The sequence below is a fragment of the Pedobacter jeongneungensis genome (assembly GCF_000633455.1).
Classification (GTDB): domain Bacteria; phylum Bacteroidota; class Bacteroidia; order Sphingobacteriales; family Sphingobacteriaceae; genus Pedobacter; species Pedobacter jeongneungensis_A.
The window spans coordinates 39,907-64,224 of the sequence record NZ_AYMG01000025.1 but is presented as its reverse complement, the minus strand read 5'-3'; the positions used below and the strand labels follow the sequence as shown (position 1 = coordinate 64,224).

Genomic DNA, 24,318 nt, shown 5'->3' with positions numbered 1-24,318 from the left:
CTCAATTTTCAACAAAAATACGCTGACTTAATGCTGCTAATGTTCTATTTAAATTAATTAATTGTTAAGTACTTGCCTTGTTCAGGGAAAATTAGCTTTAAATCTTTCGGTTTTCCTGAAATCAATTGCTTTTTTACCCTTTCGGCGGTTTTTTGTGGAGGCTTAGTGTGAGTTATAATGAACGAAACTTTTTTAAATGCTTTTTCGTTCGTTAAAGCCTCCAGTTTCGACAGTTCGCTGAAGAAAAGTTTTGGTGTAAGGTGCCCGAACAATTGTTTATCGGGTTGTTCATTAGGGAAAGAAACCTCTAGAAAAATAGCCTTTAACTGGCCTGCATTAATCAGAGGCGCTATACTTTGCCATAGGTTGGCCAGTTTATCCGATTTTTCAATTTCATCTGCTCCGGTATCGCCCAGATATAATGCATAACTATCCTGATGGCTGATCAAAAAGGCGGTACTTTTATAAGGATTGCCATGGCTGAGTTCAAAAGCCTTTACTTTCATTTCGGTACCTTCAAGCGGATAAGTATTACCTTGAACCAATGGAAAATAAGTGTATTTTTTCAATTGCGGTTTTTCGCCTTCGTTAGCAAAATTGGCCCATGCATCCCAGGTAAAATATTTATCCCTTAAAATATTGAGGACCGAAGGTAAACCATAAATGTTTTTAACTGTATCTGCAGGGGAATTGATAATTAAGCCAGCTACATGATCTAAATGGGCATGCGAAATCAGATACCCCTTAATCTGTTTGCGTTGAATTTCTTCACTGATTCCTTTTAGTGACTTAAAGTCTATTGCTTTTTGGATACCCGCATTTATGGTGCCTGCATCAAGGCAAACGTAATTTTCGCTTCCTTTTGGGGCGATCAGATAAGATGATAAATTACTCTCATCATCACCGCCCTTAACACCAAGCGGTATAACGGTAAAAGCAGTATTCATTTCCTGCGACCAGGAATGATTGGCATAAATAGAAAGAAAGATAATAACCGGAAGAATTCTTTTGAACATATTGGTTTGATTATGCCGTTTCGCCTTTAAAAATGACCTCTTTTAAATTTAGTGCATCATCAAGCACTACTAAATTAGCCTGCTCACCAGCTGCGATATTTGCCGTTAAGTTTTCAATTCCGATTAATTTGGCCGGATAACTCGTTGCCATTTTAACTGCATCATTTAAACTGATGCCACAATGAGATACACAGTTTTTAACAGCTTCTAACATTGTTAGCGACGAACCCGAAAGTGTGCCATCGGGCATTACAAATTTGTTTCCTTTTTGGATATGCTGATAAGGACCAGTTGAACAGGCTGTAACGGCATCGGTAATCAGGAATAAACGATCTTTTAATAGTTTCTGCGCAAATTTAACCACTTCGAAATCTACATGCTGACCATCGGCAATAATACTGGCCATTGCCTTATCATGGCTGAAAACGGCTGTGGGTATTCCGGGTTCGCGGTGATGGATCGGACTCATGGCATTAAATAGGTGTGTAGTGGTTTGGATGCCTTTGTTGTAAGCAGTAGTAGCTTCCTCAAAAGTGGCATTACTATGGCCTAGTGAAACAACCACACCACTATCCAGCAGGTATTCAATTACCTCTTCATCCTGAAGCTCCGGTGCAATGGTCATCATTTTAATTACACCATCCCCAAAATCGATTAGTTTTTTAATTTCATCTAATGAGGCTTTGCGTACAAATGCAGGTACATGTGCACCTAAACGTTTGGGGTTTAAAAATGGCCCTTCTAAATGTAATCCCAGGCAGTTCCTGGCCGATGAGCGATGCACTTTAGCTACTTTGATACACTCATTAAAAACCTCTGGAGAATTTGTTGCCATACAGGCCAAAAAGCCTGTAGTTCCCTTTTTTAGCAGGTCATCTTCCATTATCGTTAACGATTCAATACTTGGGTCGGCAGAAAATAACCTGTCGCCCGCGCCATAAATCTGCAGGTCTATAAAACCCGGAACAACAAAAGAATGATTATTTTCTTTATTGTCACCTTCCTTAATATTTGAAATTAAAGCGCCGTCAATAATAATATCTTGATTGCTTTTTAAATCGTTGCCCTGAAAATAGGAGGTATTGGTAATTACTTTAGGCATATCAAACGTTTGAGTAAATTTAATCTTACACGGTCAAAGTTAAATATTGTCGCTATATATTTGGTTAATAAGATAAAATAACCAAATGAATGAAAATCAGCCCAATAGAAGAAGTTTTTTAAAGGCCGGCCTCACTTTAAGTGCGGCTACATTGGTGGCGCCATCAATGGCAATTGCAGATTTACCCGCTAATGAAGAAGGGTTTAAAATTGCAGTAGGCCCTTACCTCCAAACCAATTTTAATAACAAAATGACTATTCTTTGGTTAACCAATAAAAATGCTGCGGGCTGGGTAGAATATGGCGAACAGGCCGATCAATTGAATCAAAAAGCTTATGGCAAAGCAGAATTAGGTTTAATGCAGGCCAATAGTAAGCTCAATGCTGTAACGCTTTTTAACTTAAAACCTGGTACTAAATATTATTATAAAATTGTTTCGAAAGAGATTAAAGATTTTCAGCCTTATAAGTTAACCTATGGTGAAACAGTGAGTAGTTCGGTTGAGGAATTTGTTAATACTGATCTGAATAAAGCAGAAGTTTCATTTTTAATGTTGAATGATACGCACGATCGTCCTGAATCCATTCCGCATTTGTTGGGGCTTGTTCCTGAAAAAAAACAGGATTTTATCTTCTTTAATGGCGATATATTCGATTACCAGACTGATGAAAAACAAATTATCGATCACATGCTTCAGCCCTGTGTAGATAATTTTGCAAAGAACACGCCATTTATTTACGTAAGGGGCAATCACGAAACCCGTGGTAAATTCTCCCGCGAATTTCCGCAGTATTATATGCATGTTGGTCATGCCGCTTTTACTTTAGGGCCTGTGCGCTTTGTGATTTTAGATACCGGAGAGGATAAGGAAGATGCACATCCGGTGTATGCTGGCATTGTAAATTTTGATGATTATCGGCTGCAGCAGGCAGAATGGTTTAAATCAGAAATGAATTCGAAGGAATTTAAAAAAGCACCGTTCAGGGTTGTACTAATGCATATTCCGCCACGTTTCTCAGGCGATGCGCACGGACCAAAGCATTGTACCGAATTGTTCGAACCGCTATTGAATCAGGGAAAGGTAGACCTGGTATTAAGCGGCCATACGCACAAATATATGGTGCACCAGCCAGATAAAAACTTAAATCATTATCCTTTAATCATTGGTGGCGGACCTAAAACCGGTACAAGAACGATTACAAAAATAAAAGCAGATAAAAATAAAGTAGTGGTGAGTATGCTCGATGATTCGGGTAAGGAAGTAGGGGCGTATACCGCGCTTAGAAAGTAGGGAATACTATCGTCATGCTGAATTTATTTCAGCATCTTTCTCGCATATACATATAGACCCTGAAATGAATTCAGGGTGACGACTGGAGACATAACGCATAAAAAAAGCCCCAATTTCTTGGAGCTTTTCAAATATGTTTTTCTAGTGCTTATGCACCTAATTGTACACGTTTGAAAGCAGATACTGTTAAACCTTTAGAAGTGTTATCTAAAAATTTACGAACATCTACTGAGCTATCTTTAACAAACTCCTGGTTTAATAAAGTACTGTCTTTGTAGAATTTATTCAATTTACCAGCAGCAATTTTTTCAACCATTTCTTCTGGTTTGCCTTCTTGACGGATAACGTCTTTAGCAATCTCGATTTCACGTTCGATAGTAGCAGGATCAACACCGTCTTTATCAACAGCAATTGGACTCATTGCAGCAATTTGCATTGCAACATCTTTACCAGCTTCAGTAATATCTACGCCATTAGCACCTTCAAATACTACTAAAACGCCCATTTTTCCATTAGAATGGATATAAGAAACGATTTTTTCACCAGATATATTTGCATACTCTTGAATAACGATCTTCTCTCCGATTTTACCAGTTAGTTCAGTTATGGTTTCAGCAACTGTACGTCCATCTTCCAAAGTAATTGCTGATAATTCTTCTGCAGAAGCAGGATTGTTGGCAACTGCTGCAGCCAAAACGGCTTGAGCCAGGTTACGGAAATCTTCAACTTTAGAAACTGGCTCAGTTTCGCAAGCTAAAGCAACTAATTTACCGTTTGTTCCATCAGCTGAAACAGCGATTGATACCAGACCTTCAGAAGTAGCATTACCAGAACGAGCGGCAGATACTTTTTGACCTTTTTTGCGCAATAAATCAACAGCAGCTTCGAAATCGCCGTTAGCTTCAACTAAAGCTTTTTTGCAATCCATCATACCAGCACCAGTTTGTTGGCGTAGTTTATTTACATCTGCGGCAGTAATTTGTACTGTAGACATTTTATTTCCTTTTTTAAAGTTTACAATCTTGTTATAACAATTACAGGTTACAAGTTACAAGCGCCAAGTTAAACTCATGTTAAGCCAACTTAAAACCTGAAACCAGTAACCTGCAATTAAAAAATATTACTATTCTTCTGTTTTAGTTTCTTCTGATGCTGACGCTTCAACTTCTGCCTCAGCAGCTTTTTTACGTCTTGGCTCTTTTGCTTCCGGAGCATCAGCCGCAGCTTTAGCAGCTACTGCTTCTTTTTCAGCCTCATCATCTTTTTCGCGTTTACGCTCATCTAAACCTTCTTCAATCGCTTTGATAATTACATCAGTAATTAAAGAGATAGATTTTGTAGCATCATCATTCGCCGGGATAGGGAAATCGATGTTAGAAGGATCAGAGTTTGTATCAACCATCGCAAAAGTTGGGATGTTTAATTTTAATGCTTCAGTTACTGCGATATGCTCTTTTTTAACATCAATTAAGAATAAAGCTGCAGGTAAACGGTTTAAATCAGCAATACCACCTAAAAGTGATTCTAATTTAATACGCTCACGCTGAATCATTAAACGCTCTTTTTTAGATAAGATCGCATAAGTACCGTCTTTAGTCATTTTATCGATGTTAGACATCTTTTTAATTGACTTGCGAACAGTTGCAAAGTTAGTTAACATACCACCTAACCAACGTTCAGTTACGAAAGGCATGTTTACTTTTTTAGCTTGTTCAGCTACGATTCCTTTTGCTTGTTTCTTTGTAGAAACGAATAATACTTTACGTCCTGATTTTACGATTTGTTTAATCGCAGCCGCAGCTTCTTCAGTTTTAGTTAAAGTTTTATTTAAATCTATAATATGAATTCCATTACGCTCCATGAAAATGTAAGGAGCCATTTTTGGATTCCATTTACGGGTAAGGTGACCAAAGTGTACACCTGCATCCAATAAGTCTTGATAAGTTGTTCTTGCCATTGTGTTTGCCTCCTGTGATTAACGTTTACTGAATTGGAATTTCTTACGGGCTTTAGCACGTCCTGGTTTTTTACGCTCAACCATACGGTTATCACGTGTCATTAAACCTTTAGCGCGTAAAGCAGGTTTTTTCTCCGCATCTAGTTCAACAATCGCCTTAGCAATAGCTAAACGAACAGCTTCTGCTTGTCCTTTTACTCCACCGCCTTGTACGTTTACAGTGATATCATAACGGCCTGTAAGTTCAGAAACTTCTAAACTTTGGTTTACGATATATTGCAAAGGTAAAGTTGGGAAATATACTTTGTGATCTTTACCGTTAACGGTAATTGCGCCAGCACCATCTTTTAAGTAGATACGTGCAACAGCTGTTTTTCTTCTTCCTGAAGTGTTAGTAACTGACATTTCTTAAAGTTTAATGGTTTTTGGAGATTGAGCTGCATGAGGGTGAGTCTCACCTGCATACACAAAAAGATTGGTGTAAAGTTTTTTACCCAATTTAGTTTTCGGTAACATACCACGTACCGCTTTCTCGATTACACGTTGAGGGTGTTTCGCCATTAACTCCTTAGGAGAAATAAAACGTTGACCACCTGGATAACCAGTATAAGAAACATATTGCTTTTCGCTGAATTTGTTTCCTGTCAATTTAACCTTGTCTGCATTGATAACAATTACGTTATCGCCGCAATCTACGTGTGGGGTGTACTCAGGCTTGTTTTTACCACGGATGATCATAGCGATCTTCGATGACAAGCGCCCCAAAATCTCGCCTTGCGCATCAACAACAATCCACTGTTTGTTAACAGTTTTCGCATTGGCCGAGACAGTTTTGTAACTTAACGTATTCACTTGCTTGTATTTAATTTATTAAACAATTTATTATTCCCATTAAATTTGGGACTGCAAAGATAGGTAGAATACTTTTATTATCAAATAGTTGAAGAGAAAATTTTTGATGTAAAATTGTCGCCATTGCGAAGAGCGCAGCGATGTGGCAATCTAATTGGCGATTTTTTGTAAAGCAAAACCTTTAGTTCTTTTGGTTGTTCCAGTCGGGCTTTGCGCTAAATCTTTTTTGTTTTTAAAGCTTTGACAAATTTCTTGCTTCAGTGCTATTTTTTTGTAAAAGCGAAAAACAAAAAAGGGTATCGCTGCAATCCCGTTTAGGAAATGTGGGTTGGCGGAAGTATGTTAAGTTTTTAAAAAAAACCGGGCTAATCTAAAAATACAATTCTAAGACTTTGTAATTATTGTAGATACCAAAGCTGGCGTTTCGGTAACCGTCAGGGTATAGATTCCGTTTTTAAATACGGTAACTTTCCCACTGCCAGTATTGCTCTGTGAAACATAATTGCCATAATTTGCCGTTACATCTGCATAGAACTTAGCTGTCGAAAAGTTTTGATCAACGTCTGGTGATCCATTGTTGATTTTTATTTGCTGAAGGCCAAGGTCATTATAAAGAAGGGTGTAAATACCTGCAAGCCCTGCAATGAAAGATTTGCTGACATATAGATTTGAATAGGCATAGTTTTCAAAATAGGCACCAAACTGAACATTCGTGCTCGTGCTTGAAATGGGTTTTAGGGTATAACCAGTTGTTTTAAGCCTGTCGGCATAACTGGAAAATGACGATGAATAATTTTTATCAAGGCTGTTCCAAACCGAGTTTATGCTAAAATCGTTAACAAGCCTTAAGGTTTGTTCCTGATCAAGAGAGTTCTGGTCATTTTTAACTACACATCTAATCTTAAAATCACCTGTTTGATTTACTGCATTAAATTTGAATAACAAACTGGTTCCCTCTAGCTGTGCAGTTATTTCTGATAGCTGAGTTCCAGTCTGGCCGTTTAAGCTAAGCGTGATATTGTCTTTGTCGCTGTAATCTTTAAAATACCTGACTCCGATATATACTTCTGATGATTTAGATTGAAGCAGGTACTCCGGCGAAATGATAATCCTTTCAATTTTCTTAGGTGTGGATTGTGAATTTTCACCTTTCTTAGCGCATGAATAGAAAAGAATACTTATAAGAGCAAGTAAGAGCGTATATTTTTTCATTATTGAGGATTAGATACTCAAAAATAGCATTTTAAAGAGAAAATAAAAATTACAAATCATCAGGCATATAACCAATCCTCTTCCTTGGCCCAATTTTTTTATCGATGAGTTTATCAAGATAGGTAAAAACCAGTTCGATGTTTTTATCCTGATTACTTACTTTTTGTTTAATTTCTTCAATTTCGAGTTTAAGTTCGCCACTGTCAATAATGAATTGACGTATGCGCGTGAAAATCCTTACAATCTGAATATTCACCTGAATGGCTTGCTTGCTGTTTAATACGCTTGACAGCATAAGAACACCGTGTTCAGTAAAAACAAAGGGGAGTTTTCTTCTGCCGCCCCAACTTGAGGTCGCAATTTGCGACTTCAAGTTTAACCACTCTTCATCAGTGAGTTGGAACATGAAATCATCGGGGAATCGATCAGGATTTCGCCCAACTTGCTCATTAAGGCGTTTAGTTTCTACACCATAAAGCTCAGCCAGATCACTATCGAACATTACTTTAAGGCCTCTTACCTCGTAAATCTTGTTAACTACAATATTGTCAGGGATGATAGGAAGCACTTGTTTAGCTGTCATATCATTTTGGATTTGAATTGAAGATACAAAAAATAGAATTATTTATAGCAAAATGGAGTCTATAATTTTTTTGATTTTCTCTTCCCGTTCATGATAATTTCCACTTATGTGGATATAGTCAATACCCCGCTTTTCGAGTTCCCTTTTAAACAGATCAAACATTTCTGAACGCCTTTCGCCAAAATCGCGGAGATGATCAGCAACCCATTCTACATCAATATCCAATAAGAAATATAAATCGTACCTGATTTCATTTTCAAGATCGTTAAGAATATCCGGAACCTGATTTAAATAATATTGCGAATATATTTTTGTGGTGATTAAGTCCGTGTCGCAAAAAACGATTTTATTGGCAATGCTTGTTTTTTCTTTTACCCTTTCTGTTTGTGCTTTCCCTATTTTGATAATGTCGTCAACAGTGATATCGTTAGAGGTAATTAATTCGCGTGCAACTTCGGGAACAAAAACGGTATGATAATATAAAGCCATTTTTTCGGCCATGGTCGATTTTCCGGTACTTTCTGGTCCGTAGAAACAAATCTTTTTTGTAAAATATGGCCTCACTTGTTCAGGAATAAATTCCCAATATTGGAAAGGATGGTTTCTGATCAGCGTAGCAGAAATTGGGATGAATTTCCTTGGCTCATCAAACAGGACATGTTCTGCCTGTAAATTATGGGCGAAGGGAGGCCCGTAAAATTCAGAACTAAATAGTATATCGATTTTTGGATAAACCTCCCGCATTCTGATGGCCCATATATTGGTCCGCTCACTTAAAGGTAAGGTTTCATCATCAAAATCATCATCAATAATGGCAGGCTTAATATTGGGCTGGCTTTTAAATATTTGCTTGATCCATTCAAAACGCAATACCGGATCAATTGTATCCTCAGGTGTGAAACTCATCGATACAATCAATTCATCGCAATGTGCAGCAGCAAAATTAATCAGGGCAATATGCCCTTTATGGATTGGCATAAACTTGCCGATAACTAATCCTCTTTTCATGCTGTTTTAGAATAACTTCTGTATTCTTTAACCCAATGCCATAGAGCAAAGGCAGCTATAATAGTGAAAATGAAATATTCTATCCCCATAAACTTGATGCCTTTTAAAAAATATAAGTAAGTAGCCACAACATCAATAATTAGCCAGATAATCCAACATTCTACCCTTTTCTGGATCATCAGAAAAGTGGTGATTACACTCATTACAAAAATAAATGAATCGACAAAAGGATAGGCACTTGGTAAATTGAACAACAATGGAAGCCAATTATGGAGCTGACTTGCCAAAGTACCCATGAGTAGTGTGCCAATAATGCCAACAGCCAGCAAGATGAAGAACTGTTTTATCGGCATGAAACTGATTTTGAGTTCTTTGTTTTTATCTTCTTCCCCGGGTTTCGGATTTGTCCATCGCCACCAGCCCATAATGTTGGTTACAAAAAAGAAAACCATCAAAAACATATCAGGGTAAAGCTGGCTTTGATAATATAAAAAGGCTGATAAGAATACATTAACGATGCCTGCTGGCCAACTCCAAACACTGGCTTTTGCAGAAAGAATAACTGAAATAACCCCGGTAATTACAGCAAAAAATTCCAGGTAGCTCATTTTATAACCAAGAACCGTAAAAAATATACTATGGGCATCAAAAAAATCCATCTTTTTCTTTTTGGAAGTATACAAAATGCTAATGTAAATAATTTATTTGCGGCTATTGATTTTCTGTTGGCAAACAATCCAAAAATATAGCTGTTATAAGAATATCTATTGGCTTATCGCCGTATTTATTAACCAGCAAATTTCTTGTATGCAGTATATCGACCAGATTTTCGGTTATCCTATTCCTTTGTTTTTCAAGAACCTGATTATTGGTTTAGCAGCAATTTTGCTGGGGATTATTATCAAATTCATTATCCACAAAACTTTTATCCTGCTTTCGCGCTGGTGGGATTTTATTATTATAAAATCAACCATTAAACATTTAAGAAGGCCAGTTGCGGTTTTTATTCCATTATTGTTGCTTAATTTTTCGCTCACATTAATGGAGATGTCGCCCTCATTTAGGTTGCCCATTACGAAAGCGTTAGAAATTGCCTTAACCATCACTTTTGCATTAATATTGGTGCGTTTAATAAATGTATTGGAGGATTATTTTTATCTGAAATACGATCTGAATAAGGAAAATAACCTGAAAGAGCGCAAAATCAGGACACAGTTGCAGTTTGTAAGGAAATTTATCGTTTCGCTCATCATTTTAATTACTGCAGCTATCATTTTGTTGAGTTTTGAGAGTATGCGTAAAATAGGGGCGGGTTTACTTACGGGGGTCGGAATAGGGGGAATTATCATTGGTTTTGCTGCGCAAAAATCACTGGGGAATTTATTGGCGGGTTTTCAGATTGCCTTTACACAACCCATTAGGATTGACGATGTTTTAATTGTAGAAGGTGAGTGGGGAAAGGTAGAAGAAATAACGCTAACCTATGTAGTGGTTAATATATGGGACCAACGCAGGCTCATTTTGCCGATTACCTATTTTATCGAAAAACCTTTTCAAAACTGGACACGTGTTTCGGCAGATTTATTGGGAACTGTTTTTTTATACCTCGATTATACGATTCCTATTGAACCCATGAGACAGGAATTGACAAGATTGCTGAACGCAAATGTATTGTGGGATAAACGCGTAAATGTAGTACAGGTTACCGACAGTACAAAAGATGGCGCTATTGAGGTGCGTTTTTTAATGAGCGCTTCAAATTCTTCCAGAGCTTTCGATTTGAGGTGTTATGTAAGGGAAGCTATGATTTCGTTTATTCAAACAAATTATCCGGAAAGCTTACCGAAGAAAAGATTGGAGTTTAGAGATAAGTTGGAGCGTATATAAAAATCCATGTCAGTCTGAGCTTGTCGAAGACCACTAGATACTTCGACAGGCTCAGTATGACAGTTAAAGTTATTTAAACATCCCTTTTAGCTTTGCTAATTTTTCCTGTAAATCGCCATCAGCATCTTTTGGCTCATTGCGGGGTTTAAAATTAGGCTTACTGCTGTTAGGTTTGTATTCTTGCTTTGGCTTATGTTCTTTAGACTCCCGACTATGGACTTCCGACTTTGGACTAGCCTCAGTTTTCATCGATAGTGAAATCCTTTTACGGGCAACATCAACTTCCATTACGGTTACCTCTACTTTTTGATGCACTTTTACTATATCATTAGGATTTGCTACAAAACGGTTTGCCAATTGACTGGTATGAACCAAACCATCCTGATGAACGCCAATGTCAACAAAGGCTCCGAAATTGGTAATATTGGTCACAATTCCTGGTAATTTCATACCTGTTCTTAAATCGGCAATTTCGTTTACACCATCAGTAAAGCTAAAAGCTTCAAACTGCTCACGTGGATCACGCCCTGGTTTTGCCAGCTCTTTTACAATATCGTTTAGGGTTGGCAATCCGATTTCGTCGGTTATGTATTGTTGGGGTTTGATCTGTTTTTGCAGTTGTGTATCTTTCATTAAGGCTGCAACCGTAGTACCCAGGTCTTTCGCCATTTTATCTACTACAGCATAACGTTCAGGGTGAACGCCGCTGGTATCTAAAACATTTTCTGCATTGCGAATGCGTAAGAAGCCCGCCGCCTGTTCATAAGCTTTGTCGCCTAAGCGAGGCACTTTTTTCAAACTTTCGCGGTTTTTAAACGCGCCGTGGGTATTTCTGTAATCAACAATGTTCTGTGCTAAAGTTGGTCCTAAGCCAGAAACATAAGCCAAAATTTGTTTAGAAGCGGTATTGAGCTCTACCCCAACTGCATTTACGGCACTAATTACCGTATCATCTAAACTCGCCTGCAATTTATTCTGATCAACATCGTGCTGGTATTGGCCAACTCCGATAGATTTTGGATCGATTTTCACTAGTTCTGCCAATGGGTCCATTAAACGGCGACCGATTGAAACGGCACCACGCACGGTAATATCCTGCGTTGGGAATTCTTCCCTTGCCACTTCTGAAGCCGAATAAATAGATGCACCACTTTCGTTAACCATTACAATGGTGATGTGCGGTAAATTCAATGCACGAACAAAAGCTTCAGTTTCTCTTCCTGCAGTACCGTTACCAATAGCGATGGCTTCAACATTGTGTTTTTCGCAAAGCTGTTGGATGGTGAATTCGGCATTTTTTACATTGCCCTGCCCCGTATGCGGATAAATCGCTGTGTTTTCTAACAACTGACCTTGTTTATCTAAGCAAACCACTTTACAGCCTGTACGGAAACCAGGATCGATCGCCAATACATTTTTTTGTCCCATTGGTGCCGCCAATAACAACTGCCTTGCATTTTCTGCAAAAACGCGGATCGCTTCTTCATCCGCCTTCTGTTTGGTTAATACGCGTAACTCAGTTTCCATTGCTGGTTCCAACAAACGTTTATAACCATCCTCTAAAGCTTGCTGAACTTGTTTTGACGCTGCATTATTGCCTAAAATAAACTGGTTTTCTAAAATGGCAACGGCGTCTTCGGATGGTGGTAATGCATCTAACCTTAAAATCAACTCTTTTTCACCACGGCGCATGGCTAAAACCCGGTGTGATGCAGCCGTTTTTACCGGCTCGCTCCATTCGAAGTAATCTTTGTATTTAATACCTTCTTCTTCTTTTCCTTTGATTACTTCCGATTTAAAAACTGATTTTTCCTGAAAATAGGTGCGCATTTTGGTGCGGGCTTCAGCATTTTCAGATATCATTTCGGCAATGATATCCCTGGCACCAGCCAAAGCTTCATCAAGCGAATTTACACCTTTTTCGGTATCGATAAATTTATCGGCTTCAGCATCCAGATCAAAAGCATTCTGCTCAAATATTTGCAAGGCCAATGGTTCTAATCCTTTTTCTTTTGCCACCGATGCACGTGTTTTGCGTTTTGGTTTATATGGCAGGTAAATATCTTCGAGCAGCGAAATGGTTTCTGCTTCGTTAATCTGTTTTTCGAGTTCGGGTGTTAACTTACCCAGTTCCGTCATCGATTTTAAAATCGCTTCACGGCGTTTGTCCAAATCGCGTAATTGCAACACCCTATCGCGGATTGCGGCTACTTCAACCTCGTCTAAACTGCCGGTTGCCTCTTTACGGTAACGTGAAATAAAAGGTACTGTTGCACCTTCATCTAATAGGTTTACGGTTGCGGTTACTTGTTTTTCTGCAACTTTTAATTCGGTTGCAATTATTTTATGGTGGGTTAACATATCCTAAAGGGTAAAATTAAAGGAAGCAAAGCTAATGAGGATTTGTGGGATTTAAGGATTTTTAAAATGAAGTTTTCCACCGAAATTTGTGAGTAAGTTTTTGAGAAAACTGGTGCTAAGCTGGTTTCTTTTTCTTCGTTTTTTCCAGATCGCGTTCTACTTTAAATTTTGTTATCCTCGTAATTAAATCTAACGGCAAAGGCTTATCCAAAGGAAACTGAACTGCCCCTTTACTCCATTTATAATTTTCAAATTGATCTTTAAAAGCCTCTATTCCTGAGCTGGTTGGATAAAAACCGATGTGTTTAGCATAACCTGCAAAATATACCAGCACAGTGTGTTGTTTAAAAGCTGGCATACCGTAGCTGATTACCTCTTTAGCTTCTGGTGCCGCCTGGCGGATGGTTTTACGAACCTTTTGCAATGTCTTTTGCGTTTCAGCAGGGAAACTGGAAATATATTGGTCGATATTTTCTGGTTTAAGCTGATCCATATCTGATGGTTTTGCAAGCTGAATTTACAAATATTATTCGCTAATCTGTATATCGTATTTATGCAATAGCCCTGCAAGTCCAGATTTTGAAAATCTTGCTTTTTTGATCCTGTTGTTATCCGGATCTATGGAATAATTGTAAGCTGTTTTAAAATCTGCTTTTTCAAGGATAGTCCTATCGAAAGTAGCATTTAGCAGGTCGCAGTTGTCGAACGTCGCATTGGCTAAATCAGTTTCCGAAAAATCGACTTCATGCAATTGTGAATTTTTAAAAGTCGTTTTCTTCAGCTTTAATTTATAAAAAGAAGAATGATCCAGTTTGCAGTTGTTAAAGCTGAATGCTAAACCAAAATCATTGCAGTTTTCGAATCTTAATCCCAGCATTTTACAGCCTTGAAAATTGATGTCAATAAAGGAGGTTTTGGTTAAGCCAGCCAAACTTAAATTGCAGGAAACAAATTCGCAGTCTAAAAATTTAACACCGCTTAAATCTGAACCGGAAAAATCGCAGTTAATAAATTTACAGTTTTCATATTCGGCCTTTGGGAGTGAGCGTAAGGTAAAATCGGTTTTTTCGAATGTTTGGTCGGCTATGTAATTGTCGGGCATATAGGGAATTTATTTTACGACGAATATAAAAATTTAGTGTGGTTTTTTGGCTTTAAGCAGGAAACTGAATTGTGTTTCTTATACAGACAGGGGTTAACTAAACCAGACAGAAATGGAAATACTTTTTGGTTGCAGCAACCTTGAATATGCTGTTATGCTGAGGCACGAAGCATCTGTTTCATAAGTGGTAGATGCTTCGTGCCTCAGCGCATGACAAGCTTATCCAAAAAGATTGCAATGAATGGCGGGGCTGATGAAACCGAAGGATTACTGAACATAAATTTTCGAATATTTGCCACGGAAACACAGAGGACACGGAAAAGGGGAAATAAAAAATCCCCCAAATTTCTTTGGAGGATTTATATGTTTTTGGTCTTCGACTACGCTCAGACGGTCAATTTTATTTTTTAACGTACATTACTTCTTTTACCGCTTTAACTACGCGATCAGCATTTGGTAAGCTGGCGGCGATTAAAGTTGGTGAATATGGAAGTGGAACATCTGCACAAGTGATACGTAAAACTGGTGCATCTAAATAATCAAATGCATGTTTCTGTACCATGAAAGCAATCTCTCCAGAAAGAGATGCCAAAGGCCAGGCTTCTTCTACAACAACCAAACGGTTTGTTTTTTTAACTGAAGCTATAATGGTATCATAATCGATAGGGCGTACGGTACGTAAATCGATCACCTCAACATTGATTCCTTCTTTAGTTAATTCTTCTACAGCAGGATTAACAACGCGTGTTAACATTTTACCGAAAGTTACGATGGTTACGTCAGTACCTTGTTTAGTTACATTAGCTTTACCAAATTCGATATAATACTCTTCTGCAGGAACGTCGCCTTTATCGCCGTACATTACCTCAGATTCCATGAAAATAACCGGATCCGGATCAATGATAGCTTGTTTTAATAACCCTTTTGCATCATAAGGAGTTGAAGGAACAACAACTTTTAAACCTGGTGTATTTGCAAACCAGTTTTCGAAGTTTTGAGAGTGCTGTGCGCCTAATTGACCTGCGTTACCTGTTGGGCCACGGAAAACCATAGGGCATGAGAACTGACCACCGCTCATTGATAAAATTTTAGCAGCACCGTTGATAATCTGATCAATAGCTACTAATGAGAAGTTAAAGGTCATAAATTCCACAATTGGAATAAGGCCTGCTGTTGCGGCACCAGTTGCAATACCTGCGAAACCTAATTCGGCAATCGGGGTATCGATAATACGTTTCGCACCAAACTCGTCAAGCATACCCTGACTTACTTTGTACGCTCCGTTATATTCTGCTACTTCTTCACCTAATAAAAAAACGCGGTCATCTTTACGCATTTCTTCGCTCATGGCTTCGCGTAGTGCTTCTCTAAATTGGATTTCTCTCATTGTAAATTTTAATAACGGTGGCAAATATAATTATTAATCGCTTTGAAACCAAAGGCTAAAATGCCTATGTTTTGTAATAATTATAGGTGCTTTAATTCATTATTTAGCGTTTTTTAAGCGGTATTTTTTGCTAATTGGTTTAAGTAAGAAATATTATTGGGCAATTGCCTTTTTGTTAAGCTTTTTGTATTAAAGCTTATGCTTTTTCCGAAATATCTTATTCAAAATGAATAATATTGCCGCTATTATCTAAAATAGAAAACTGGCGCATGCCCCAGGGCATATTTTTTAACTTCCCGTCGGGTGAACAATACCTTGTTCGGTATATTCGGCATAAAGTTCGTCAACAGCTGTAACGTAGATATAACAGCCCGTATTTTTAGGGATGTTTTCATCATCAGTTGGCCACAGGTGTATACTGATATCATCTTTACTGAAAATAACATAGCCATCCCAATTGTTATGAAAAGTGAAACCGAGTTTTTCTGTATAGAATTTGATGGTTTCATCAGCATTTAACGAGGCGAGAATTGGTGTTGCGGTTTTAAGCATTTTAGTTAGGATTATAATTTAATGATTTGGATTTAATAAGCCATAAATCTCGCTATCCAGAAACTGGTCTCTAAAATAATAATCTTGTTTAAAATGCGCTTCTTTTACAAAGCCATGTTTAATTAGCATTTGCCTTGATGCATCGTTTCCTACATTGATGTTTGCACTGATGGTATGCAGGTTAACCTCTTTAAAACCAAAATCAATTGATCTTTTTAAGGCTTCAGCTATAATTCCCTGTCTCCAGTAATCAGGGTGGAGCATATAACCTATTTCTGCACGGTGGTTGGCAAAATCGGTTCGCCAATAACCTACAGAGCCAATCATCTGGTTGGGGTTTTCTTTTAAAGCAATTACCCAGGCCAGGTTGTCGCCATTTTCATAGCCATTCCTGAAACGGGAAATAAAATCTTTGATTTCAAAAATATCTTTTGGTCTTTCCCTATCGATGTATTTCATTACCATTTCATTGGTGCGCATGGCAAAAAGTGCTTCAGCATCACCAAGATCGTGTTCGCGAAGGATTAAACGTTCGGTTTCGAGTACGGGGAATTTTGTGAAATTTAAGGTTAGCATTTTTAAAGATAAGCTTAAAGGTAAAAGACCAAAGCAAAAAGTTTTAATTTTTCATATTGGGATAGTTAACCTCTTTAGTTTAAGAAGTTTTTTGTTGGTCGTCATTGCGAGGCACGAAGCAATCTTAATGCTTTCGGGTTAGCAGCGATCGTTGTAAGATTGCTTCGTTGGCTGAAAAAGCCGCCTCGCAATGACGATTTATTTATATGATTTACCTATTTCCCAAACAAAGTTTTATAAATAGAATATTTGTAGTTATCCTCAACCGCGCTGGCTACAAAATAAGGCGCTTCGAAGAGTTCGGTCAGTTTTTTTCTTAATTCGGCAAGAAATTCAGGCTTAATTTCTTCTAAATAGGCACCTGATAAATTTTGCCTGCCTGATTTAAACCAAACGCCATCTACACTCATGGTTTTTACCACATATAAATTGGGCTCTACAAAAGTTTTCCCCGAGAATTGTTCATAAGCATAGGTGTACAATAAGGTTTGGATTAAAGCCTTGTTGATGTGCTTTCCATCTGAATTGAACAACTCAGGTATATCTTTAAAGGTTAACTTATCGCTTCCGGTTTTGTAATCGATAATTTTGGTTACTCCATCTTTTAGATCCACACGATCGATAAAACCAAATATCTTCACGCTGGCTTCTTTTCCTTTTAGAGGGAAACTAATCTCTGCTTCTACTTTTTGTTCGAGACTGATGATGTTGAATGGTGCTTGGGATTCGTCCTGATTTAAAATAATGTTTACATATGCATCAACAATCGATAAAATTACCTTTTGCATGCCCTTATACTCCATTACCGTATCAGGATTTTTGAACATCACGGCATTAAAGCCTTTTTGTATTAATGCAGGAATTTGTTTTCTTTTTTCTTTAATCCGTTCTGCTGTAATTTCTGCAGATCTTAAATCCTCATAAAAATATTCCATCACTTTGTGCAAAATCGAACCGATTTCGTTGGCTTCCACCACTGCACTGATTTCTTTGGGTTCTTTAATACCTGCAATGTAATTGAAAAAGAAATCTATCGGATTGGAAATATATTGCGTAAGTGCCGATGGCGAAAGCACCTTCTTTTTATCGAGGTATTTTTGAAGTGTTTCCTGGATAAAGGCATTATTGGTCTTTTCGATCTTGACTTCCTTAAAAGGTTCTGTTTTTACTTCGAGATTAAGTTCGTTATAGTTGAAATCGAAACCACTTTCGTACTCAAGCTGCTTTAAAATCCTGCTGGCTTCGCCTGAAGTAGATTCATCTGTTAAGCTATTATAGACAAAATTGATATTCTTTGCTCTCTGTAATAGACGGTATACCATGTAAGAGGAAATGGCATCCAGATTTTCAAGGACAGGAAGACCATAAACACGGCGGATGGAATCAGGAATAAAACTATTACCAATAGATGATTTTGGAATAATACCTTCATTGAAACCTAAAATTACCACTTTATCAAAATTTAAGTTCCGGGTTTCTAGTAATCCCATTACTTGTATTCCGTTCAGTGGATCTCCTGAAAGCGGCACTGCAATGGCCTGCAGCGATTTTTGAACGAGGTAAATTACAAAAGGAATTTCTTCTTTACCGATGTGGTTGCTAAAGGTATCGTGCAAACGGTTTAACTCCTGTATCGTTTTTACAAACAGTTCTGCATCGATTTTTTTGAGCGTTTTGGCATTAGATAATCGTGTTAATACATAATCCAGCACATCCAGTAAATTGGTGACTACATGCTGCGGATCATCGATTTTTTTATAAAAAGTTTCAAACAGGCCACTTTGGCGTAATAAACGTTTATGGTCGATCTCCACCTGGTTTTCTTCCAGCAATGCGGTCAAAATTTTATCCCGCATTTTTTGGGTAAGGCCTGTTAAGGGATGGGTTAAAAAAGCTTCTACATTTTTGTAACTTACTTTGTCCCGCTGTAAAATCTCCAGCTGACTCCCTAACCATAAATCAACCAGGCCAAAAATGCTTGAGGTGGAGAGGGCAAAACCCATAGTTACATTGAGGTCAATTTCTTTTCCATTTAACACCGTCGGGATGGTTTGCAGTGTCGGAATCAACAGGCTTTCATCAGCCAAAACAACTACTGTTTTTCCAATAGTTTCGGCTGCGGTATAATCTTCGGCTAAAATATTGTTCAGGATTTTAGCCTGTGCCGATTGTCCCTGAACCTTAAAAACATTTACATGGTGTGGGGCAGATTTCATTAAACTTTCCTGCCCTGCAAATTCGTTTTTCAATCCAAGCTGGTTGATGTTTTTGCGCAAAAACAAACCTGCCTCCTGCGAAACATCGTCTAAATAATAAGTGTCGGCATCAAAATAAAACAATGCTTTACCGGTTTCCTGTAACTGGGTAAATATTTTAGCCTCGGCACTGCTCAAAGCATTAAAACCGACGAAAATAATCTTCCCTTTATCAAAATTGGAAATAAATTCCTGATGGTTGGTAATATCATTCGCCAGATAGCGGTAAACCGAACCATTGGTTAAATAACCCTGCTCTTTAAGCGTAGTATGGTATTTGTGGTAAAGCTTGGGCATCCTTCGCCACATCTTGATGAACAGTTCCTGCTGTTTTTTATGTTTCCCTTCCGAATAGGATGTCCAGAACTGTGCAAGAAACTCGTATTGCTCGGCACTTAAATAATCAAAATCTTTATTGATTACCGAAATGTCTTCCAAATCACGGTATAACTTTTCTGCATCTACCAAGTCGGCATCAATCTGGTTAAAATCGCTCAGAATAATCTTGGCTAAAGGAAAAAACTTGTGGCTCGATATATTTTCGAGTTTCTCTTCCGCAAGCAGTTGGTTATAAATTCTGTGAAGGGTGAAAAACTGCAGGTAAAAATCGGCTATTTTATAACTGGTAGAACTGGCGAAGAATTCCTGTATGGTAAAAAACGACGGACTGAAAAACGGTTTGCCAATAATATCGGCAAAATGTTTCTGCAAATACGCAGACGGGCGTTTGTTGTTAAAAACAATGGCATAGTTTTCCAGCTGATTTCCAAAACGGGCAACTAAATCTTCGGCAACTTCCTGTAAAAATGGTTTCATGTATGGCGTTTTAATCGTTGCCCTGGTTTTTTAATTGCAATTCGATAATTGCTTTATCGTTTTCAATCCAATCTGCCAGCTGTTTCTCTGTAGGCAAGTACATCTGGTATTTTGACGCGAATAACTGTTTACTATCTTTCAACATCGAATATTTAACAACAGTTTCTTCTTTATCGGTGCAAAGAATAATGCCGATTGTTGGATTATCATTTTCCTGTTTCTTTAAATCATCAAACATTTTGATATACATATCCATTTGACCAACATCCTGATGGGTAAGTTTATTGGTTTTTAAATCAAATAACACAAAACATTTAAGGATATAATTGTAGAAAACCAGATCAATATAAAAATGGCTGGTTTCGGTACTTATTCTAAACTGTCTGCCTACAAAAGAAAAGCCTTTGCCCAGCTCTAATAAAAATTGCTGAAGATGATTAATTATCCTGATTTCTATTTCTTTCTCATTTAGTGTTGAAGGTTCTTCTATTTTTAGAAATTCTAAAACATAGGGGTCTTTAATGAAATTTTCAGAAAGCTGTACTTCATTAATGACAGGTTTTGATTCTTTCTGATTAGATAGTAACCTTTGAAAATATGATGAATTAATATTTCTTTCCAGTTCCCTTGAGCTCCATTGCTGGCTTTCTGCTTCACTTAAATAATATGCCCTTGCCTGCGCGTCATCAACCCTCATGATTAGTCGGTGATGTGTCCAGCTCAAATTGCTACTCAGTGCGTACGATATTTCATTTTGTTGATTATCAGTGGTTTCTAATTTCCTACGCAGTGCGTAGGAAATTGGATTATTTGAGTTTTCAATATCTGAATAGATAAGGTAGAATTTTCTGAAACTTTCTAAAGTTGCTACAGAGAAACCTTTGCCAAATTCTGAAGATAGTTTTTTTGACAATGTTTTAATAACTTCTTTTCCATAAGTCGCTTTTACATTCCCCTCCTGCTCATTTTCTACTATTTCTTTCCCAATCTGCCAATAGGAAATCACCATAGCCGTATTAACCGCTCGGTAAGCATCGGTTCTATATCTTTTCAGTATATTTAATATGTTGCCGTATAAATCGTTTGCTTTTTCCATATTATACTAATTTCAATTTGCCTTTAACCGCGTAAAAAAGATAGGTTTTAATATTTTGATAGCCCATTTCTGTAAGTAAAATTTTGTAATTATTTACCTGCTCGATGTGTTTGTCGCTTTCTTCCAAAGTAAATTTATAATCGAGGATAATCACTTCATCTGCGTTGATCAATACCCGATCGGGGCGGTGAAGCTTTCCATTGGCATCGATGATGTTTTTTTCTACAATGCTTTCGCTTGCTTTATCTAAAATTTCTTTAAGCTCGGGGTTGTTTAATACTTCAAGTGCTGAATCAATTAATTTCTGCTTTTCTTCTTCTTTAATAATGCCCTGTAAAAGCAGGTTTATCGTATAATCTTCAACTTCTTTTTTATTACTGGCACTGGCAAGGATATCGTGTAATAAGGAACCTTTTCTGCCTGATTTTTCAATGTTAACCAGGTGTTTTAAATGTTTTTCTGCTGAGGGGACATAGAGTTCCGACAAACGGGTTGTGGTTGGGTAACTATTTAAATTAATGAAATTAGATTCTTCTGTTTTATTTTCAACAGTTACATTTTCAATAATTTCATACACGCCATTTTCATCAAACTGCTCATCGAATGTGAAATTGATTACATCACCCATGTTAGATAGTTTCAATTCCTTTTTAGCCATCGTGGCGATATACAAATAATCTTTAGAACGCGTGGTGGCTACATAAAGCATATTCAGCGCGTCCATATTATTGTAGAGAAGCTCTTCGTAATACGCTTTCGAAATCGCTGAATCGGCCAGGGCTTCATTGTATTTTAATGGAATTCCTTTCAACTCTTTATAAACTGTTTCTTCAGAAGAAACCCAGAAAGTACCATTAGGCTTACCTTTAATTTCCCAATTGCAAAAAGGTACAAAAACAGCCCTAAAGGCTAATCCTTTTGATTTGTGGATGGTAATGATCTGTATGGCATCAGCACCTTCTGGTGAAGGCAATGATTTTTTAATACCGTCTTCTTCCCACCAGGTTAAAAATGAAATGATGCCTTTTTCGCCAAGTTTTCCGGCAGAAGCGGTTAGGTCTCTAAATGCTAACAGATAGGGTAGGTTGGCAGTTAAGTTTTTTAAACCGTAGCTTTCAATTAAAATCTCCACCAACTCTGGTAGCGGAAGCTGCAGCCAGCTTTGCCAGTTTTCGCACAAAGCAACGGGTAAAACCGCGGTAAGCGTGCTTAAAGGTTTATTGGTGAGGTTGAGATAATAATTGGCATCAATCTCTTTATCGTGCAAAGAATGGTAAAGTGCAATACAATTGGCTTTGTACAGAGCCGTTTGCGTTTCTAAACCGATCAGTACTTTTAAGGTGTTAATGATGAGTTGTATAGCTGAGTTGTTCGAGATTAATAAAGCATCACCCGACAAAACAGGCAATTTATGCTCCATTAATTTTTTAACCGTTAATAAAGCTTCACTGTTGGAGCGTACCAAAATTGCAATATCTTTTAGCGCATATTGCTGCTCATTTTTGAGGTAATTTATTTCTTCAACAATATCGTCTAAGGCAATATCCCTAAAAACAGTTTCTGTAAAACGAGCTTCATTTGGTGCATGATCTTTACCAAATTTTTTAATTTTTATCGTTCCGCCTTTTAGCGTATTGGTTGCAAAATTTTGGGTAGAACCACTATAAATATCAGTAATGATCTGTTGATATTGCTGCTCTTGCCACCATTTGGAAATGCTTTCGGGTTTAGTGGCCAGATTTTCATTCAGCTCATTCTGCAAGGTAATTGGAATGGCTTTGTAAAGGAAATTATTGAAAGTGATGATGTTTTCTGCACTTCTGTAATTTTCTTCCAAACTTTCTTCGAGTACATTTTCTGCACCAACATCAAGCTTGGCGTGTTTATGCAGGATATTCCAGTCGCCATTACGCCAGCGGTAAATGGATTGTTTAGTATCGCCAACAATCAGGTGATCGATCAGATCCTGACTCGGCGTAGCCATCGCATTGGTTAACAATGATTTAAAACTTCCCCACTGACTGGTAGAGGTATCCTGAAACTCGTCAAACAAGAAATTACGGTATCGGTTGCCTACTTTTTCCCAAATAAAGGAAGGATTATCTCCCGCATCTTCGGTAATTCCCGAAATTAGTTTTTGCGCATCGCTGATGAGCAGGTTATCGTTTTCGGCCCTATATTCTTTCAAAAGTACCGCAATTTCCTGCATCAACCTTAAATAGTAGAGGTTTTTATTAAAGGCAATAGCCAGACTGTAATTTGGTAAATGCGTTAAATAATGCGTTTTTAACTTTTGAAGAATGGGATTTACCGTATCATAAGCTTCGGGGAAATTAGCATTTTTTTGAAACCACTCATCCGGCTCGTCAATTAAATTGAAAAGGGGTTCTACTTTAGAAAAATCGCCTCTGGCGACTAAAATAATTTTAGCCAACGGACTTCTTGATTTCCCTTTCAAGTGTTCGGTTTCTACACCGATTACGTTCAATGCTTCGTTTGCTTCAGTTGCCAGGGAAATCAGTTCCTCTTCAAAGTTTTTGATTTCTGCCTTGGTAACACTGATATATTTTTTAAATAATTCGTCGATATTTTCTAAGCCTAAAGCACTAACCGCATCTTCAAAAATCTGGAAACGTTCAGAAAATATTTCGCCGATCAGGTTATAGAGTTCGAATTTATAATTCCAGCTTTTGTTATCACTGATGCGCTCGATGGCCAGGTCAATGATCCATTGCAAAAGCTGTTTATTATGATCTAAAGCTTCATCTAGTTTGTTTACGAGATCATCTTTCACCTTGTCATAATTCATTTCTAAATTATAATCGGCGTTAAGTCCCAGTTCGAATGCAAAGCCGCGGATCACTTTCTGTACGAAACCATCAATAGTGCTCACCGAAAAACGGCTGTAATCGTGCAGAATCTTTCGGTAAATCTTATCTGCTTTAAATTGTAGTTCCTGCGGGCTTAATATCGGATAGGCGAGTAAAATCAATTTCCGATAGTCTTCAATTTTTTTTGATGGATTGCCCTTTGCGAGTCCAAGCAGTACCTCCAAAATTCTGGTTTTCATTTCTTCAGTAGCCTTGTTGGTAAAGGTTACCGCTAAAATTTCGCGGTATTTATTGTCGCCACTAAACAGCAAAGTGAGGTAATGAGCAGTAAGACTGAACGTTTTACCGGAACCTGCGGAGGCCTGAAGAATTTTGAGGGGTTGGGGCATAATATGTTATTTATTTCTCCCGATTTATCGGGAGGTGCCCGCAGG

21 protein-coding genes are annotated in these 24,318 nt (G+C 37.7%); 2 read left to right on the top strand and 19 right to left on the bottom strand.

Annotated features, from left to right (window positions below; genetic code table 11):
* Positions 1-53: 53 nt before the first annotated feature.
* Complete coding sequence (locus tag U859_RS0121675) at positions 54-1,016, bottom strand: MBL fold metallo-hydrolase (protein ID WP_025145388.1); 963 nt, start codon at positions 1,014-1,016, stop codon at positions 54-56.
* Positions 1,017-1,026: 10 nt separating this feature from the next.
* Positions 1,027-2,118, bottom strand: coding sequence for an N-acetylglucosamine-6-phosphate deacetylase (gene nagA, locus U859_RS0121670; protein WP_025145387.1), 1,092 nt, complete (start codon positions 2,116-2,118; stop codon positions 1,027-1,029).
* An 85-nt stretch (positions 2,119-2,203) separates the two neighbouring features.
* Here nagA and U859_RS0121665 point away from each other — a divergent pair, with 85 nt between their 5' ends.
* Positions 2,204-3,409, top strand: coding sequence for a metallophosphoesterase (locus U859_RS0121665; RefSeq protein ID WP_025145386.1), 1,206 nt, complete (start codon positions 2,204-2,206; stop codon positions 3,407-3,409).
* Between the two features lie 148 nt (positions 3,410-3,557).
* Here the strand turns inward: U859_RS0121665 and tsf are convergent, their stop codons facing one another.
* From tsf to pnuC, 8 genes are all read right to left on the bottom strand, one after another.
* Positions 3,558-4,403, bottom strand: coding sequence for a translation elongation factor Ts (gene tsf, locus U859_RS0121660; RefSeq protein WP_025145385.1), 846 nt, complete (start codon positions 4,401-4,403; stop codon positions 3,558-3,560).
* A gap of 129 nt (positions 4,404-4,532) precedes the next feature.
* Positions 4,533-5,366: a 30S ribosomal protein S2 gene (gene rpsB, locus U859_RS0121655; RefSeq protein ID WP_025145384.1), complete on the bottom strand. Its 834-nt coding sequence runs from the start codon at positions 5,364-5,366 to the stop codon at positions 4,533-4,535.
* Positions 5,367-5,384: 18 nt separating this feature from the next.
* Positions 5,385-5,771 carry a 30S ribosomal protein S9 gene (rpsI, locus tag U859_RS0121650; protein WP_025145383.1) on the bottom strand — a complete coding sequence of 129 codons (387 nt, stop codon included), beginning with the start codon at positions 5,769-5,771 and terminating at the stop codon, positions 5,385-5,387.
* A gap of 3 nt (positions 5,772-5,774) precedes the next feature.
* Complete coding sequence (rplM, locus tag U859_RS0121645; protein WP_010602007.1) at positions 5,775-6,218, bottom strand: 50S ribosomal protein L13; 444 nt, start codon at positions 6,216-6,218, stop codon at positions 5,775-5,777.
* A gap of 384 nt (positions 6,219-6,602) precedes the next feature.
* Positions 6,603-7,430 (bottom strand): hypothetical protein, encoded by an 828-nt coding sequence (locus U859_RS0121640; RefSeq protein ID WP_025145382.1) that lies wholly within the window; start codon positions 7,428-7,430, stop codon positions 6,603-6,605.
* Between the two features lie 49 nt (positions 7,431-7,479).
* The gene (locus U859_RS0121635) at positions 7,480-8,013 is read right to left on the bottom strand and encodes an ORF6N domain-containing protein (RefSeq protein ID WP_025145381.1); all 534 of its coding nucleotides are present in this window, start codon (positions 8,011-8,013) and stop codon (positions 7,480-7,482) included.
* 42 nt (positions 8,014-8,055) lie between these two features.
* On the bottom strand, positions 8,056-9,021 hold the full coding sequence (locus tag U859_RS0121630) for an AAA family ATPase (RefSeq protein WP_025145380.1): 966 nt from the start codon (positions 9,019-9,021) through the stop codon (positions 8,056-8,058).
* Positions 9,018-9,680 carry a nicotinamide riboside transporter PnuC gene (pnuC, locus tag U859_RS0121625; protein ID WP_025145379.1) on the bottom strand — a complete coding sequence of 221 codons (663 nt, stop codon included), beginning with the start codon at positions 9,678-9,680 and terminating at the stop codon, positions 9,018-9,020. Before pnuC ends, U859_RS0121630 begins: the two co-directional genes overlap by 4 nt.
* Positions 9,681-9,828: 148 nt before the next feature.
* Between pnuC and U859_RS0121620 the strand changes: the two genes are divergently transcribed.
* Positions 9,829-10,908, top strand: a complete 1,080-nt coding sequence (locus U859_RS0121620) for a mechanosensitive ion channel family protein (protein ID WP_029986028.1) — start codon at positions 9,829-9,831, stop codon at positions 10,906-10,908.
* 69 nt (positions 10,909-10,977) lie between these two features.
* Here the strand turns inward: U859_RS0121620 and U859_RS0121615 are convergent, their stop codons facing one another.
* From U859_RS0121615 to U859_RS0121570, 9 genes are all read right to left on the bottom strand, one after another.
* The gene (locus U859_RS0121615; RefSeq protein ID WP_025145378.1) at positions 10,978-13,269 is read right to left on the bottom strand and encodes a Tex family protein; all 2,292 of its coding nucleotides are present in this window, start codon (positions 13,267-13,269) and stop codon (positions 10,978-10,980) included.
* Positions 13,270-13,384: 115 nt separating this feature from the next.
* Positions 13,385-13,762: an iron chaperone gene (locus U859_RS0121610; RefSeq protein WP_025145377.1), complete on the bottom strand. Its 378-nt coding sequence runs from the start codon at positions 13,760-13,762 to the stop codon at positions 13,385-13,387.
* A gap of 33 nt (positions 13,763-13,795) precedes the next feature.
* Positions 13,796-14,371, bottom strand: coding sequence for a pentapeptide repeat-containing protein (locus tag U859_RS0121605; RefSeq protein WP_025145376.1), 576 nt, complete (start codon positions 14,369-14,371; stop codon positions 13,796-13,798).
* Positions 14,372-14,771: 400 nt separating this feature from the next.
* Entirely contained in the window at positions 14,772-15,758 is a 987-nt protein-coding gene (locus U859_RS0121595) for a pyruvate dehydrogenase complex E1 component subunit beta (RefSeq protein ID WP_025145374.1), read from the bottom strand.
* 288 nt (positions 15,759-16,046) lie between these two features.
* The gene (locus tag U859_RS0121590) at positions 16,047-16,310 is read right to left on the bottom strand and encodes a VOC family protein (RefSeq protein ID WP_025145373.1); all 264 of its coding nucleotides are present in this window, start codon (positions 16,308-16,310) and stop codon (positions 16,047-16,049) included.
* 18 nt (positions 16,311-16,328) lie between these two features.
* Positions 16,329-16,886 carry a GNAT family N-acetyltransferase gene (locus U859_RS0121585; RefSeq protein ID WP_025145372.1) on the bottom strand — a complete coding sequence of 186 codons (558 nt, stop codon included), beginning with the start codon at positions 16,884-16,886 and terminating at the stop codon, positions 16,329-16,331.
* Between the two features lie 215 nt (positions 16,887-17,101).
* Entirely contained in the window at positions 17,102-19,957 is a 2,856-nt protein-coding gene (locus U859_RS0121580) for a PD-(D/E)XK nuclease family protein (protein ID WP_025145371.1), read from the bottom strand.
* Between the two features lie 10 nt (positions 19,958-19,967).
* A complete protein-coding gene (locus tag U859_RS0121575) occupies positions 19,968-21,053 on the bottom strand; it encodes a YhcG family protein (protein WP_025145370.1) in 1,086 nt (361 codons plus the stop codon).
* 1 nt (position 21,054) lies between these two features.
* Positions 21,055-24,273, bottom strand: a complete 3,219-nt coding sequence (locus tag U859_RS0121570; RefSeq protein WP_025145369.1) for a UvrD-helicase domain-containing protein — start codon at positions 24,271-24,273, stop codon at positions 21,055-21,057.
* Between the last annotated feature and the right edge of the window lie 45 nt (positions 24,274-24,318).